Origin of the sequence: Rhodovulum euryhalinum (genome assembly GCF_004342445.1) — a bacterium.
In the GTDB taxonomy this organism is placed as follows: Bacteria; Pseudomonadota; Alphaproteobacteria; order Rhodobacterales; family Rhodobacteraceae; genus Rhodovulum; species Rhodovulum euryhalinum.
The window spans coordinates 21,948-36,202 of sequence record NZ_SLWW01000020.1 but is presented as its reverse complement, the minus strand read 5'-3'; the positions used below and the strand labels follow the sequence as shown (position 1 = coordinate 36,202).

18 protein-coding genes and 1 pseudogene are annotated in these 14,255 nt (G+C 68.6%); 5 read left to right on the top strand and 14 right to left on the bottom strand.

What is annotated here, in order from left to right; all coding sequences use genetic code 11:
- Window positions 1–69: 69 nt before the first annotated feature.
- The 6 genes and pseudogenes from EV655_RS17425 to EV655_RS17400 form a co-directional block, all read right to left on the bottom strand.
- Window positions 70–423, bottom strand: coding sequence for a hypothetical protein (locus tag EV655_RS17425; RefSeq protein WP_132546633.1), 354 nt, complete (start codon window positions 421–423; stop codon window positions 70–72).
- Window positions 424–692: 269 nt separating this feature from the next.
- Window positions 693–1,310, bottom strand: a pseudogene (locus EV655_RS17420) (DUF6441 family protein); the annotation flags it as partial.
- Window positions 1,307–1,621 carry a head-tail joining protein gene (locus EV655_RS17415; protein WP_132546632.1) on the bottom strand — a complete coding sequence of 105 codons (315 nt, stop codon included), beginning with the start codon at window positions 1,619–1,621 and terminating at the stop codon, window positions 1,307–1,309. The gene EV655_RS17415 and the pseudogene EV655_RS17420, both read right to left, overlap by 4 nt.
- 10 nt (window positions 1,622–1,631) lie before the next feature.
- Window positions 1,632–2,654 (bottom strand): major capsid protein, encoded by a 1,023-nt coding sequence (locus tag EV655_RS17410; protein ID WP_132546631.1) that lies wholly within the window; start codon window positions 2,652–2,654, stop codon window positions 1,632–1,634.
- A 48-nt stretch (window positions 2,655–2,702) separates the two neighbouring features.
- Window positions 2,703–3,083 carry a head decoration protein gene (locus tag EV655_RS17405; RefSeq protein ID WP_132546630.1) on the bottom strand — a complete coding sequence of 127 codons (381 nt, stop codon included), beginning with the start codon at window positions 3,081–3,083 and terminating at the stop codon, window positions 2,703–2,705.
- Window positions 3,084–3,123: 40 nt separating this feature from the next.
- Window positions 3,124–4,458 carry a S49 family peptidase gene (locus EV655_RS17400; RefSeq protein ID WP_243645131.1) on the bottom strand — a complete coding sequence of 445 codons (1,335 nt, stop codon included), beginning with the start codon at window positions 4,456–4,458 and terminating at the stop codon, window positions 3,124–3,126.
- Window positions 4,459–4,518: 60 nt separating this feature from the next.
- Between EV655_RS17400 and EV655_RS17395 the strand changes: the two genes are divergently transcribed.
- Together EV655_RS17395 and EV655_RS17390 are read left to right on the top strand one after the other, a co-directional pair.
- Window positions 4,519–4,767 carry an AbrB/MazE/SpoVT family DNA-binding domain-containing protein gene (locus tag EV655_RS17395; protein WP_132546629.1) on the top strand — a complete coding sequence of 83 codons (249 nt, stop codon included), beginning with the start codon at window positions 4,519–4,521 and terminating at the stop codon, window positions 4,765–4,767.
- Window positions 4,764–5,162, top strand: coding sequence for a PIN domain-containing protein (locus EV655_RS17390; RefSeq protein WP_132546628.1), 399 nt, complete (start codon window positions 4,764–4,766; stop codon window positions 5,160–5,162). Before EV655_RS17395 ends, EV655_RS17390 begins: the two co-directional genes overlap by 4 nt.
- 14 nt (window positions 5,163–5,176) lie before the next feature.
- Here the strand turns inward: EV655_RS17390 and EV655_RS17385 are convergent, their stop codons facing one another.
- Genes EV655_RS17385 through EV655_RS17370 form a run of 4 tightly spaced genes read right to left on the bottom strand, consistent with a single transcriptional unit; the run spans window position 5,177 to window position 9,441 of the window.
- Complete coding sequence (locus EV655_RS17385) at window positions 5,177–6,688, bottom strand: phage portal protein (protein WP_132546627.1); 1,512 nt, start codon at window positions 6,686–6,688, stop codon at window positions 5,177–5,179.
- Window positions 6,689–6,690: 2 nt separating this feature from the next.
- A complete protein-coding gene (locus EV655_RS17380; RefSeq protein ID WP_132546626.1) occupies window positions 6,691–6,903 on the bottom strand; it encodes a phage head-tail joining protein in 213 nt (70 codons plus the stop codon).
- Window positions 6,903–8,957, bottom strand: a complete 2,055-nt coding sequence (locus EV655_RS17375; protein ID WP_132546625.1) for a phage terminase large subunit family protein — start codon at window positions 8,955–8,957, stop codon at window positions 6,903–6,905. Before EV655_RS17375 ends, EV655_RS17380 begins: the two co-directional genes overlap by 1 nt.
- Window positions 8,905–9,441, bottom strand: coding sequence for a hypothetical protein (locus EV655_RS17370; RefSeq protein WP_132546624.1), 537 nt, complete (start codon window positions 9,439–9,441; stop codon window positions 8,905–8,907). Before EV655_RS17370 ends, EV655_RS17375 begins: the two co-directional genes overlap by 53 nt.
- A gap of 134 nt (window positions 9,442–9,575) precedes the next feature.
- Here EV655_RS17370 and EV655_RS18940 point away from each other — a divergent pair, with 134 nt between their 5' ends.
- From EV655_RS18940 to EV655_RS17355, 3 genes are all read left to right on the top strand, one after another.
- A complete protein-coding gene (locus EV655_RS18940; protein WP_243645130.1) occupies window positions 9,576–9,791 on the top strand; it encodes a hypothetical protein in 216 nt (71 codons plus the stop codon).
- 112 nt (window positions 9,792–9,903) lie between these two features.
- Complete coding sequence (locus EV655_RS17360) at window positions 9,904–10,131, top strand: hypothetical protein (protein ID WP_132546623.1); 228 nt, start codon at window positions 9,904–9,906, stop codon at window positions 10,129–10,131.
- 95 nt (window positions 10,132–10,226) lie between these two features.
- Window positions 10,227–10,793 carry a DUF3489 domain-containing protein gene (locus EV655_RS17355; protein ID WP_132546622.1) on the top strand — a complete coding sequence of 189 codons (567 nt, stop codon included), beginning with the start codon at window positions 10,227–10,229 and terminating at the stop codon, window positions 10,791–10,793.
- A gap of 51 nt (window positions 10,794–10,844) precedes the next feature.
- Here the strand turns inward: EV655_RS17355 and EV655_RS17350 are convergent, their stop codons facing one another.
- Genes EV655_RS17350 through EV655_RS17335 form a run of 4 tightly spaced genes read right to left on the bottom strand, consistent with a single transcriptional unit; the run spans window position 10,845 to window position 13,931 of the window.
- Entirely contained in the window at window positions 10,845–11,042 is a 198-nt protein-coding gene (locus tag EV655_RS17350; RefSeq protein WP_132546621.1) for a hypothetical protein, read from the bottom strand.
- Between the two features lie 44 nt (window positions 11,043–11,086).
- Window positions 11,087–11,302 (bottom strand): DUF7220 family protein, encoded by a 216-nt coding sequence (locus EV655_RS17345; protein ID WP_132546620.1) that lies wholly within the window; start codon window positions 11,300–11,302, stop codon window positions 11,087–11,089.
- Window positions 11,299–12,672 carry a site-specific DNA-methyltransferase gene (locus EV655_RS17340; protein ID WP_132546619.1) on the bottom strand — a complete coding sequence of 458 codons (1,374 nt, stop codon included), beginning with the start codon at window positions 12,670–12,672 and terminating at the stop codon, window positions 11,299–11,301. Before EV655_RS17340 ends, EV655_RS17345 begins: the two co-directional genes overlap by 4 nt.
- A complete protein-coding gene (locus EV655_RS17335; protein ID WP_132546618.1) occupies window positions 12,669–13,931 on the bottom strand; it encodes a site-specific DNA-methyltransferase in 1,263 nt (420 codons plus the stop codon). The genes EV655_RS17340 and EV655_RS17335 overlap by 4 nt, the downstream gene beginning before the upstream one ends.
- Window positions 13,932–14,255 lie beyond the last annotated feature (324 nt).

The following is a 14,255-nucleotide window of genomic DNA, read 5'->3' as shown; positions in this document are numbered from 1 at the left end:
TCAATGCCCTCGGCACCGCCGAGATCGTCCGCGTGGCCTGAACCGGAAGGGGCAAGGGGAAGTCATGCCTCAAGCCACCTTTATGCAACAACGCCCAGGTGATGCAGGCGCCTCTGTCGCGAACGTCCGGTCCCCCTCGTTGGCCTGAGCGGCGGCGCGTTCGCGAGCCGTTTCTAGGTTCGCTCCTTCAATTGCCTCGGCAAGAGCGAGGCACAGTTCAACTTCTCTCGTCCACTCAGGGTTTTGCAAAGAGCCCCAAGCAATCATGACTGCTGCCGCGTCCATATAGGCTTCAGCATCCCGAGCCAGAAACGCGTCGCGGCACTCTGAGCGGGCAGCATCGACATCTTCTTGAGAAGGATCTGCGCTGACAGGAAACGCGAGAAGCGCCATCGCAGGCAGGGAAAGCATGAACTTGCGCATCGCTTTAGTGACTCTTTCTATACCGGTCCGTCGTCAGGCTAGCGATGGATATTTCAGCCATCAAGCGAACATGGCAGTTCCGGCATAAGTCCCTGTCCGAATTTGTCACCCACCTCGTCTTGGTCCATCCCCTGACCGGATTCCGGCCGTGGCCAGTGTTATCGGCCATCTTTCGGGAGTTTCAGGTTGGCCTTGGCCGCCTCCGGACGGATCAGAGGCAATCCATGCCAATTCGGCTGATGTGTCGACGGTTCGTCTCCGAACTTGCCTTCGACCCACCCCGCCACAATCCGCCCCGGCACGCCGTCAATGGCCCGTTCGGCATCCCGCGCCAGATCGAGCCGCTTGCGCAGCTTGACCTGCGGCACGAGGAGGAAGATCGGCACAGTGGTCAGCCCGCGGCCGGTCTTGGCGCGGGACGCCATAGCGCGTCCCTTACTGTTCAGCCGCCCCTCCGCCACCAGCAGGCTCGGACCCCAGCGCCGGTAGACGAACCGCAGCCCTAGTCCCGTGCGGCGTTCCCATTCGCCGGGGGTGATCCGGCCCCCGCGCGTGGATTTGCCTGCGGCGGCGGTCGGGATGGCCAGCCAGAACCCGTCGCGCGACCTGATCAGCGGCCCTGTGTCATGCGCGCCGACGATCACCGGGGCGTTCGACCAGACCAGCGCTGCGGCGTTCAGGCTTTCGCCGCCCTTGGGCCAGGTGGCGAGCCGGATCGAATTCGCAAGCCGGGTGCCAAGCCCAGCGCCGGTGATCTGGCCGCGCCAGGCGGATTTCAGGCCCGCGCCCGCCTCGCGCATGGCTGTGGTGACGGCTTTTTCACCGGCAGCGATTTCCGCCTGCATCATCGCGACGATGTCAGGATCGATGGTGAGCTTCAGTTTCATGCTGGCCTCAGGTCCAGCGTCCAGATCAGCCGTTCCCGGTCGCGCAGCGGTTCCCCCTGGATCACATGACTGTCCGCACCGATGACGATCACGTCGCCCGGGCGCGGGGAGGGCAGGTCGGCCACGCGGACATCCACCACCGTCGTGTCGCTGACGAACCGGCCCGCGCCGAAGTCGGTGACGCGGTCGGGCGCGCGACGGATGATGCGGATCGGGCGTTCCTCGGACGTCGTGGCCGAGATCCAGAGGGCGGGGGCCGCCATGGAGGCATGGGTGAAGAGGCGGTCCATGGCGGCGGCGAAGACGGACATGGGAAGGCCGTCAGTTCGAGCTGTGGATCCGGACGGCGAGGCGCGGCCGCTTGTTCACCGGCAGGATCGAGGCCTCGGTCATCACGTCGATCCAGCGCCCCTTCTCGTCGAGGTGCTGGCGGGCATAGAGCGGCAGGCCGATGGTGTTGGCGGTCTCGAGCAGGTTCGCCGGGCCGCCATAGGTCGTGAAGGTGTCCATCGTGCCCAAGGGAAAGGCGATCCCCTCGTTCGCCGGGACCAGCCGTTCGGTGGCCTTGGTCGAGAGGGTGGCGGTGCCCGAATATTCCTCGAACAGGATGCCGCCGAAGGGGAAGTTCCGCCGCACATCTTCACGCAGGGGCTGGGCGCCGGTCGCGGCGTAGAACTTGTAGGCTTCCTCGGTCTTCGGATGCGCGATCAGCTTGTCGAAGAACTCGCGGCTGACCAGCGCATGGACCGAGGTCATCGCCTCGCCGAGGAGGTTGTCCTCGATGGCGCGCAGCACCTCGCGGACCTTGCCCTGCACGTTGGTGCCTGCGGTGCCCAGCACGAAGTCGACCGAGATCTGCGCGAGGCCGAATTCGGTGAAGTAGTCGTAGAGCGTCGTCCCGGCCCCGTCCTTCACGATGCCGCGGAGCGCATTCATCTCCATGTATTCGCGGGTCTGGGCATGCTTGCGGCGCATGAGCAGCAGCTTGCGGTTCATCACCTCGACGAGGGGATCGGCCGCGTCAAACGCCCCGAGGCCGGGTTGCCCCTGGATGTCGGCGGGCAGGATCACGTCGTCATGCGGGATCCACGGCAGGGCGAAGGACCGCATCGAGCGGCCCTCGCGGGTGCCGACCGTGGCGGGGCCGCCGAGGGGGACGGAGGGCAGAAGGCTGAGGACGCCTTCGTACTGTTCGATGATGACCGAGCGCTGGCTGACGCCTTCGAAGCGGAAGAGGCCGATCTGCGCGAGGCGGGTGTAGAGGTTGGGCAGGATGTTGATGGCCTGCGTCATCTCGGCCAGCGAATAGCCGCCAGCGTCGAAGGGATTGCGGACGAGGGTCATGGGGATGCTCCGGGGGATGAAGGGAGGGGCGCGGCTGGCTGCTAGGCGTCAGACGCCGTCGCGAGCGATGATGCCGACGGCGGCCAGCTGGCCGATCTTGGTGGTGATCTTGGCGGCATCGTCGACGGTGGCGTCGTAGGCGAGGCCTGCGCGCGAGACGATGGCAGGGCCGCGGGCGACGACGATGCCCGTGGCGTCCGCGAGCGTGGCGTCGACGGCATGGAGCAGCACCGCCGTGGCGGTCTGCGCGCCATCGGTGCCGCCGCTGGTCGCGAGCTTGTATTTGCCGCTCGCGGTGATGCGGCCGAGGACGGCGCCGACGGGATAGGGCATGCCCGCGAGCAGCGTCACCACCTCGCGGGTGTAGTTCGGGTTGACCTCGTATTTGAGGACGTCGCCCATGCTGGGCGGTTCCGTCAGGACGGGCATGGTTCAGTCTCCAGGATGCTGGGGGATGGGTGCGCCAGTATCAGCGCATGGCCGCGGCCGACTTCTTCGCGGCCGCCACGATGGGGCTTTCCTTCGAGCCCGCCGCCGGGACGGCTGCGATGATGCCTGCGGCATCGCTGCGGGCGGCGAGATCGGCCAGGATCTTGGCGCGCAGGGCCTCGGGCTTCACGCCCTTGGCGACGGCATCGGCGGCATCGATCTGGAGGCCGAGGCGCGCGGCCTGCGCGCAGACCTGCGCGACCTCGGCCGCCTCGGCCCGGATCGCTTCGGGCGACATCGCGGCGTCCGTCTGCGGCGGTGCGACCGCCGCGGGCGGGGCCGGTTCCGGCGGGGTGCTGGCGGCGGGTGCGGCCGGAGGCTGCGCATGGTCTTCGGGGGCGGTGGTCATCATTGGGCCCTTTCCTCTGGGGGTGGATGTGCCGCGGGGTGCGGCGGCGAAAGCGCGGAAGGCGGTGACGGGGTCGGCCACCTCGTCGGCGAGACCGGCAAACACCGCCGCCTCTCCGCGGAAGACGGCGGCCTCGGTGCCCAGCGCCTGCAGCATGTCGAGGCGGCGGCCTCGACCCTCGGCGACGGTCTCGGCAAAGAGCTGACGCAGATCCTCGAGCTCGCCCGCGATCCGGGCGCGAACGGCCTCGGGCAGGGGCTGATAGGGGTTCGCATCGACCTTGCGGGCGCCTGCGTGGATCAGCGTGACGGCGATCCCCTTCTGGTCGAGCGCCCCGCTCATGTCGCTGTGCATGGCCACGACGCCGATGCTGCCGACAGCCCCGGTGCGGGGCAGGATGATGCGGTCAGCCTGGGAGGCCAGCGCGTAGGCCGCGGACAAGGCGTGATCGGCGACCAAGGCCTGCACGGGTTTGACCTGCCGCGCCGCCCGGATGCGGTCGGCAAGATCGAAGGCCCCGGCGACCTCGCCGCCGAAGCTGTCGATGTCGAGCGCGATGGCACGGATCGCCGGGTCAGCGAGGGCCGCCTGCAGCTGGGCGGCGATCCCCTCGTAGGAGGTCAGGCCGGAGGATTGCCCGATCCAGGCGCCGCGATGCACCAGCGTGCCCGCGATTTCGATCACCGCAATCCCGTCGACGACGGCGACGGGCTGACCGTCGTTGCGCGCCTGGCGGCTGGTCAGGTCGTCACCGAAGAGCGAGGCCCGGGCGGGCAGGCTGGCGGCATCCTGCGTTTCGGCTGCGATCTCCAGCCCCTCGACGTTGATCTCCCGCCCTGCGATCCGGGGCCCCAGCCCCGTCAGAAAGGCCAGCGCCTTGGCGGGGTCGACCATCAGAGGCGTGTTGAAGACGCGCTGGGCGATCTGGGTGTGGTGGATGGGCATGTCAGTGCGGTCCGGGCTCATTGCGACGAAGGCCTGCCTCAGTTATGGTAAGGCATTCAGGCGAAACGTAAGGAATCGGCCATGCGGGAATCGACCGTCACGTCCAAGGGACAGACCACGCTGCCACGCGACGTGCGGGCGGCGCTGGGTCTCAACCCCGGCGACCGGGTGCGCTACGTGATCCTCGATGGCGAAGTGCGGCTCCTGAAGGCCCGGCCGGTGAGCGACCTTGCCGGGCTCTTGCGGCGGCCGGGCGCGACGCCGGTTACCCTCGAGGCGATGGAAGAGGCGATAGCCGCGGGGGCGGCGGACGAGGGTCTCGACGCGTGATTGCCGTCGACACCAATGTCCTCGTCCGCTTCCTGACGCAGGATGACCCGGATCAGGGCGCCATCGCCCGTCGCTTCCTTGCCGGGCTGACCGTCGATCACCCCGGATTTGTCGCCCGCGAGGTGCTGGTCGAACTCGTCTGGGTGCTGGAACGCGCCTATCGCCACAGCCGGGGCGAGATCGCGTCGGCGCTGGAAGGAATGCTGGCCGCGGCCGAACTTGAGGTCGAGGCCAGCGACGATGTCGGTGCGGTGCTTCATGCCTATCGCGATCGGGGTTTCGGCTTCGCCGATCTGATGATTGCAGCCGCTGGCCGTCGGGCCGGCGCGCAGAGCCTCGTGACCTTCGATCGCACGGCGGCCCGGCTTCCCGGCGTGGAGCTGCTCGAGGACTGACCGGTGGGGAAGGGTCAATCCTGGTCCTCCGGCCGGAGTTCCCGGTCCTCGCCGTCGTCGTCCTGATTGCCGCTGTCCTGCTGATCCTGCCGCTGGCCCTCGGCATCGCCCGGCCCAGCGCCGCCCCCCGCCGCCTGCGCGGGCGATCCCGGCCGCCGGAAGTCCAGCCCTAGTTCCGCCTCGCGCTTGCGTTCGGCGGCGATTTCCCGGTCGACCTGCTCGGCGTCGTAGCCGCGTTCGGCGATGGCCTGCGTGCGGGATTTCAGGCCCGCCTCGATCTGCAGGATCTCGGCCGAGGCATCCTTGGCGGGGTCGATCCAGTCCCATTTCGTGGGCAGCCAGTCGCAGGCGAGGTATTGCCGCCGCTCCGTCGCATAGCCCGGCAGATCGATGGCGCCCGCCAGCACCGCCATGTCCATCCAGCGCGTCCAGACCGCGCGGCAGAGCTGATAGACCATCACCGAATGCTGGAAGGCCGAGATGCGGCGGCGGAAGTCGACGAGGGCAATCCGGGTGTTCGAGAAGTTGCCCTTCGCCGTGTCGCCGGTCAGATAGCCATAGGGCACGCCCAGCGCCGCGCCGATCTGCAGCAGCGTGCGGTACTGGAAGGGTTCATATGTGGACCCGGAGTCCGGGGTGGATGGCGTGGTGACATCCTCGCCGGGATCGAGGCGGACCACCTGGCCCGGTTCCACCTCCAGATCGTCTTCGGCGGGATCGAGGGCGGTTTCCGGGGCGGGGGAGGTGATGAACATCGCGAACATCGCCGCGGTCTTCTTCCGCTCCAGTTCCGCATCGTCGTAGAGGTCGAGGGTGAAGAGCTTCACCACGGCCGCGGCAAAGCGCGACACGCCGCGCAGCTGGCCCGCCTCGACGGGGTCCAGGATGTGGATCACCTCGGACGCGGGCACGCGGACGGTTTCGCCCGCAAGCCCCGGATCGGTCAGATCGCCCGGATGGCGGCGCAGAAAGTGGTAGGCGACGCGCCGTCCAATACCGTCGAACTCGATGCCCTGCCGGATCGACCCCGCGCCGGGCAGGACGCGGGTCAGGTCCTGGGGCAGCATCTCCGAAGGGAGCATCTGCAACTGCATCGGCACGGTCAGCCCGTCTTCGGGGCGCCGTGTGCGGATGCGCAGGAACACCTCGCCCGCGAGAAACACTTCCCGCGCCGCCCGGCGCTGCAGGCCGAAGAAGTCGGTCAGGCCCTCGGCATCGGCCTCGTCGGTCCAGGCAAGCCAGAGCTTCTGCAGCTCCTCCTTCTTCGCGGCATCGGCGATCCTGGACGAGGGCTTGATCCCGTCGCCGACGACATGGTTCGCGAAGGCATCGACGGCGTTCGCGGCATAGCCGTTGTTGCGCACCAGCCAGCGGGCCCGAGCCGTGATGGTCTCGCCGGAAGCGGCGATCAGCGTGTTCACATGCGCCCGGGTGGCGCGGAACCCGCGCATGCGGCGCTGGGACTGCGCCGCATCGAAGCCGCCGATGATGGACCCGAGCCGCGCGCGGAAGGCGTCAAGCACCATGGTCACAGACCCTTCGTCGCGACGGTGCCCCAGCGGCGGCGGCGGGGCATGGCTGAGGCGGTGGCAATCCGGCCCTCCAGATCGCGGATGGCCGCCGCCAGTTCCGCGTCCGAGCCATAGGTCACGGTCTTGCCGTCGTAGCTGACGCTGCGCAGCCCGGCGAAGCGGGCCTCCTGCAGCGCCGTCAGCAGGGCCTGCATGCGGTCAATGTCCATCAGTCCCTCATGAAGTTCGGGGTGTAGGCCCGCCGTTTCCGGCGCGGCGTGGTCAGGGTTCCGGCCTTGGGCTGGGCCGGATCTGGTGGTGTGGTGTCAGTCGGGATGGCTGCAGGCATGCGCGTTTCCACGCCCGCCTGTGCTTCCAACCGCCGCCAGGTGGCCTCGTCCCAGCGGTCGGCGCCAAGGATCCACGCCGCGGCACGGGCATAGACCCGGCAGTCCAGCGCCTCGTTCCGCTCGCGCATCTTCTGCCATTCCTGGTGGGCGTAGCCCCGCCGGTCGCGGATCGTGACCAGCTGTTCCGCCACCAGTTGCTTCAGCCATTCGGTGTCGGCCCAGCCGGGGATGTGAACGGTCCCCGGCGCATCCTGTGCGCCCAGCGCCCGGTCCTCGTCCGACGGCCGTTCGATCCGCAGGAAGCGGTAGGTCTCGGTCTTGAACGTCGCCGTGGCCACCGACCAGAGCCGCGCGCCGCGGCGCAGGCGTTTTCCGCCGATGGTCGCATCCACAAAGGTCGGACCCGAGACCGGCGCCGCCCGGTTGAACCCCTCGAGCCCCTTGAGGGGCGCGACCTGGTCGAACCCGACCTTGCGCGACCAGGCGTAGACCGCCGCGGCCTCGTAGCCGGTGTCGATGCCAAGCCGCGCCACGGTCATGAAGGCGCCGTTGGCATGCTGCCACGATCGGCCGAGCAGGGCCGTCAGCCTGTCCCAGGCGGCCGGATCGTCGGGCCCGCCCGGAATGACAATGTGATCGACCAGCCAGCTTTCCAGCCCCCGGCCCCAGGCCCAGACATCGACCTCGATCCGGTCTTTCTGGACGTCCGCGCCCGCGGTCAGGAACAGGCCGGCCGCAGGCACCGTGCCCGGTTTCCAGGCTTCCCGCCGGTCCGCCAGCCGCTGCCATTCCGGCGCATCGCCGCTTTCGACCCATGTCTCGCCGAGAAGCGTGTTGCGCGCGGCGCGCAGCATCTCCTCGGACCCTTGTGCCGCCAGCCAGTCCCGCGCGATGTCGGGCCAGCTCTTCCAGCCCAGGGGCGAATAGAGCGCGGACAGGTGAAAGCCGATGGCCTTCGGGTCGGTCGCGGCGGCCGTCGCCCGCCATTCGCCGCGCGCCAGCATCTCGGTCTTGTGGTGCTCGGCGATGGGGCGCTCGCAGCCTTCGCAGTGATAGGCCGCGGTCTCGGGCTTTCCCTTCGCCCAGTGCAGCCGCTCGAACTGCAGCCATTGCATCGCCCCGCAATGCGGACAGGGCACGAAATAGCGCCGCTGGTCGGACGCCTCGAATTCCCGCTCGATCCGGCTCAGCCCCCGGATCGTCGGGGTCGAGACCATGAACACCTTGCGCCGGTGGGCGAAGGTGGTGGTCCGCGCCTCGGCGAGCGTGACCGGATCGCCTTCCTCGTCGGCCGAGGCCGGATAGGCGTCAACCTCGTCGAGAAAGACGTAGCGCGCGGGCATCGAGCGCAGGCCGGTGGCCGAGTTCGCGCCGGTCAGCACGAGGATGCCGCCAGGGAATTCCTTCGACAGCATCGAATTCCCGGAATCGCGGGACCGCGCCGGGCTGACCTTCTCGCGCAGCGCCGGGCTGTCGGCGATCAGCGGGTCGATCCGGCCGCGCGACGACCGCTTCGCCATCTCGACCGTGGGCAGCACCGCCAGCATCGGGCCCGGGGCATGGTGGATCACGAAGCCGATCCAGTTGTTGCCCGCTTCGGTCGCGCCGACCTGCGCGGCCTTCATGAACGCGATGCGCTGCGCCGGGTGGCCGGGCGAGAGCGCATCCATGATGCCACGCAGGTAAGGGGTGCGCGCCGTCCGGTACCGGCCCGGCTCGGCCGAGGCGCGCGAGCTGAGCCAGCGGTGTTGATCCGCCCATTCCGACACCGTCAGGTTCGGGTCGGGCCGCATCCCCTGCCGCCAGGCCCGAAGCAGGTCCTCCGCCCCGTCGAAGCCGAGGTCGAGGCCGGCCGTCAGGTCGTTCTCGATCCGATCATCGTCACCCGAGGGAAACCCGGAGGTCGGCGAGGGCGTCGAGCTGTTCGCGGACATGGGTTTCCAGCACCCTCTGCATGAGCGCGGTCTCGATCGTCACCGATGCCCCGGATTGCCGTTCCACCTCCGCCATGACCTGTGCGGCCATCGTTGCGGCCACCCGCCCGGGCCAGGTCACCCAGACATCCCGTTCCTCGCGCGCCAGGCGAAACACCAGCGTTTCGGCCCGCGCACGGTCGACCAGCGTGCCCTTCTTCTTCTGGACCGCGATCTGCTTGTCCTGCGCGGCATAGACCGTCAGCAGCGTCCGCGCCTTGATGTAGGACGAGGTCTCGCCCGCACCGCTGGTCAACCCGTCGCCGCCAAGGCTACGGCGCTGCTGGTCGGGATCCGTCATCTCGGCCCGCCGCACGTCCGAGGCCGCGGCGTTGATCGACCCGTCGTCGTAGATCACCAGCCGCCCGTTCTTGCGCGCCTTCTGGACCCCGCCGCGGGACAGGCCGGAATGGGCCGCGTATTCGCGTTCGCTCATGCCCTTCATGGTGCTGTGAAGCCTGGCAAATTATTGAAAATAAACAGGAAAGAGCGATCATTCCGGTTGATTGACGGCCCCTCCGGAGCGATTCTGTTCCCCATCAACCGGCCGCATTGCGCCGACCGCAGGAGGGCTTCACCATGACCACGACCACCATCCGCATCGACTATTCCGCCCTTCCCGAGGGCTTCGATCTGAGCCGCCCCGCCGCCATCGCCGAGGTCATAGAGCAGGCGCTGCGCGAGAGCGGGATCCCGGCCGAGGCGTCCGACGTCCTGTCGCACCTGAAGATCGAACTGCCCACCGCCCAGCTGGGTGCCGCCAGCCGCGCGCTGGCCGAGATGCGGCTGATCTGACCGGCGCGATCAGAAAGCCCTGATATTGCTCCGATTTGCCTACGATCATCGGCCCGGCAGAGCGATGGTGTTGGCACCGGAACGATGCAACTCAGCGAAGGATGCCACCGCCATGACCACCCGCCGCGCCACTGACAATTCCAAGGCCCTCGACGCCTTCATCGTCGCCAAGGCCGAGATCGACACCATGCTGGAGCGCCTGAAGGCCCTCAGCGATGACCATTTCGAGACCGACCCCGACGAGATCCACTGGGGCCATGTCGGCACGCTGCAGCACTACGCGGGCCTTCTGCGCCGGATCACCGACAGCGCCTTCAAGGAAGGCGAGCACGCCGAGTAACGCGCCCTCCCGCGCGACGGCCGCCCCGTTCGGACGGCGGGGCTTGCCCCCGTAGAAGGTGCGCACAGCGCGCGCCCAAAGCCACGGAGGCCCCGATGACCACCCCGTCCGACACCCAGTCCCTGATCCTGTCCCGCGCCGCGACCCGGCCCGGCAACCTCGCCCTGCCGCTGCCCGATGGGCTGGTCGGCGCCGCCGCCAAGATGGTCGTCGGCAAGATGATCGCCCGTGGCTGGCTCGAGGAGGTCGAAGCCAACCTGCGGCGCGGCGAGCCGATGTGGCGCGAGACCGGCGACGGCCACGGCACCACGCTGATCGCGACCGAGGCCGGGCTGGAGGCCATCGGGATCGAGCCGGTGGTGGCCAGCGCCGTCGTCAGCGCTCGGAAGGCGAAACCGAAACCGGAACCAGATCAAACGCCCGCCGACGACGACACCGCGAAACGCGTTGCCATCCGCGCAGGCACCAAGCAGGCGCAGATCATCGCCATGCTCCAGCGCCCCGAGGGCGCGTCCATCGCCGAGATCGTCGCGGCGACGTCTTGGCAAGCCCACACCGCGAGGGGGGGGGCCATTTTCGGGGCGCTCAAGAAGAAGCTGGGCCTGCCCATCACCGCGGAGAAGGTCGAGGGCAGGGGGACGGTCTACAAACTGCCCGTCTGAGCCTTCGATGCCTGCAACACAGCGCCGCCGCCTCGCCCGGGCGGCGGTCCTTCATTGCCACGACAGCAGATCGCGGGCCGCCGCTTGCAGGATGTCCTGCGCCATCCGCGGCTCACAGGTGTAGGTCCCGCCCGATTCCGGCTCGCCGACATTGTCCTCGAACCACGCCCGTCCCTCGTCCGAGATCGGACGCAGGACCACGATGGTCCCGTGATCGTTGATTTCGATGTGCTGCCAGCCTTCGGACATGGGCAAAGGCTACCAGCCGCAGGCCCGGCGCGCCAGCGATCCGGTCAGACCTGCCGCCAGCGTTCGAACAGTCTGCGCAACACATAACCGCGCATGAGCGATACGCCGGTGAATGCCAGGCCGATGGCCAGCTGATCGCCCAGGGCGATGTGAATGCCGAAGACCGGAAACACCACGATCTGCATTCCGACGGCGAGTGCATAGCCGACGATCACGTTGGCCGCGGCCTCGACCAGGGACATGGCGCGGGACTGGGTCATGACGATTTCTGCCTTCGGCGCGGTTGGGAGTCGACCCCATCCTGACCTGCCACCCTATTGGCCGTCCGCCCCGTCGCCATTTCCCACCGCCGAACGGCCACGTCGCAGTAGACCGGGTCCAGCTCCACCGCGCAGCAGCGCCGCCCGGTGCGCTCGGCCGCGATCAGCTGGGTGCCGGAGCCGCAGAAGGGTTCGAACACCAGGTCGCCCGGATCGGTGAAGGCCTCCAGCACCGCCTCGACCAGCGCCACGGGGAACACGGCCGGGTGCGATCCGGCGGCGCCCAGCCCGCCCTTGTGGCGCATGATGCGGAACACAGAGTCGGGGATGCGGTGGCTCTGGATCGCGCGGCCGGTGCCGGTCTTGGCGTGGACTGTGCCGTCGGCGCCGCGCAGACCACCGCCGCCGAGGGTCTCGCCCGCGTGCTTGCTCTCGACCGTCTTGTTCGGTTTGCGGGGCTGCCGGTTGAAGTGGAAGATGAACTCGTGCGACGGCGCCAGCCGCCCGTTCCAGTCGCCGGGCAGGCCGGGCCCCTGGTCCCAGACATACCAGCCGAACCGCCGCCAGCCCTGCGCGCGCATCCAGTCGACCCAGTCTTCCCAGTACGGGATCCATTCGCCATCGCGATGGACGAGGCCGAGGTTCACCAGCAGCTGGGCATCGGTGCCGACCGGCGCCGCGGCGAAGACGCCGTGCATCAGCGCATCCCAATCACCAACCTTTTCCTTCGCCGCGCCATAGTCGCGCTGCTGGGCATAGGGCGGGGAGGTGAACATCAGCGCCGCCTGCGCGCCATCCATCAGTCGCGCCACCACGTCCGGGTCGGTGGCATCGCCGCAGATCAGGCGGTGATCGCCCAGCGCCCAGATGTCGCCGGGCCGGGTGATCGGCTCGGCCGGGGCCTCGGGGATGGTGTCGGCGGTGTCGCCGTCGATGGGCGCGCGGTCGTCGGCATCGGTCAGCAGGGCGTCCAGTTCATCTTCGGGGACCCCGATCAGCCCGAGGTCGAAGTCCTCGGCCATCAGCCCCCGCAGTTCTTCGAGCAGCAGCGCCTCGTCCCATCCGCCCAGTTCGGTCAGCTTGTTGTCGGCGATCCGATACGCGCGGCGCTGCGCCTCGGTCAGATGGCCCAATATGATGACCGGCGCCTCGGCAATCCCAAGCTGGGCCGCGGCCAGGATGCGGCCGTGGCCCGCGATCAGCTCGCCATCGGCTGCGACCAGCACCGGCACGGTCCAGCCGAACTCGGCCATGCTGGCAGCGATCTTCGCGACCTGATCGGCGTCGTGGGTCTTGGCGTTACGGGCGTAGGGCCGGAGGCGGGCCAGCGGCCAATGCTCGATCCGGCCGGGCAGGAGGGGCGCGTTCATGCGGCGAGCCGTTTGGCCTTCAGGGCGGTGAAGGTCTCGCCGGTTTCCGTCAGTACCGCCTCCTGACCCGTAAACGACTGCCACCGTTCGATGGCCACATCGACATAGGCCGGGTTCAACTCGACCCCGCAACAGACCCGCCCTGTGGTCTCGGCCGCGATCAGCGTGGTGCCGGAACCCATGAAGGGCTCGTAGACTGCCTGGCCGGCGCTGGAATTGTTCAGGATCGGGCGGCGCATGCACTCGACCGGCTTCTGGGTGCCGTGCACGGTGTCGGCATCCTGATCCCGGTTGGAGATCTGCCAGAGGGTGGTCTGCTTGCGGTCTCCGGCCCAGTGACCCTTGCCCTTAGCGCGGACGGCATACCAGCAGGGTTCGTGCTGCCAGTGGTAATCGCCGCGACTGAGGACCAGCCGGTCCTTGGCCCAGATGATCTGCGACCGGATGGCGAAGCCCGCGGCCACCAGGCTGTCGGCCACGGTCGCCGCGTGAAGCGCGCCATGCCAGACATAGGCGACATCGCCCGGAAACAGCGCCCATGCTTCGCGCCAGTCGGCCCGGTCGTCGTTCAGCACCTTGCCGGTGCGTTTGGTCTTGGCCGCACCCGCGGCGTTGCGCCAGGAGGGGTCATACTCCACGCCATAGGGCGGGTCGGTGACCATCAGCAGGGGGCGCACATCGCCGAGCAGCCGCCCGACCACATCGGCCGCAGTGCTGTCGCCGCAGATCAGCCGATGCGCGCCCAGCTGCCAGAGGTCGCCCGGCACCGACACCGGCGTGACCGGAAGCTCCGGAACATCGTCCTCGCCCTCCACCGGGCCGTCGCCGCCCGGCGCCTCGGGATCACGCAATAGCGCATCCAGTTCCTCGTCGCCGATGCCGAGGAGCGACAGGTCGAACTCCTCGGCGAGCAGCCCCGCGATCTCGTCGCGCAGGAGCACCTCGTCCCAGTCGCCGAGTTCCGTCAGCTTGTTGTCGGCGATCCGGTAGGCCCGGCGCTCGGCCTCGTCCAGGTGGCTCAGCCGGATCACCGGCACCTCGGTCAGCCCGAGCATGGTCGCGGCCAGCACCCGGCCATGGCCCGCGATCAGTTCGCCATCGTCGGCGACCATGCAGGGGACGGTCCAGCCGAACTTGGCCATGCTGGCGGCGATCTTGGCCACCTGGTCGTCGCCATGCATCTTGGCATTGCGGGCGTAGGGGCGCAGCCGGGCAATCGGCCAGGTTTCGATCTGGCTCGGCGCGAAGACGAGGTCCATTGGGCGGGGCTCGCGATGGGGGCTGAAAACGAGAAGCGCCCGCGAGGGGGTTCCTCCGGGCGCTATTCTTCGATGATCAAGGGGTAGGTCAATGGGGGCAGGTCTGTCAACCGGAAAAGTGAAGCGGATTCAACAGCTTCTAACGAACTGGCTTTCCGTGGTGGCTTCCGGCCGCGTGGCTTCCCCGAAGGTGGCTTCCCTGGCTTCCCGCCGGGAATCCACCCCGGCCAGATCGTGATTACGCAAGTCGCTGATCTGAATCAGAAATTCCGGCGTCAGGGCGCAAGGTGGCTTCCGCCTGGCTTCCCCGGTGAACATGCCTCA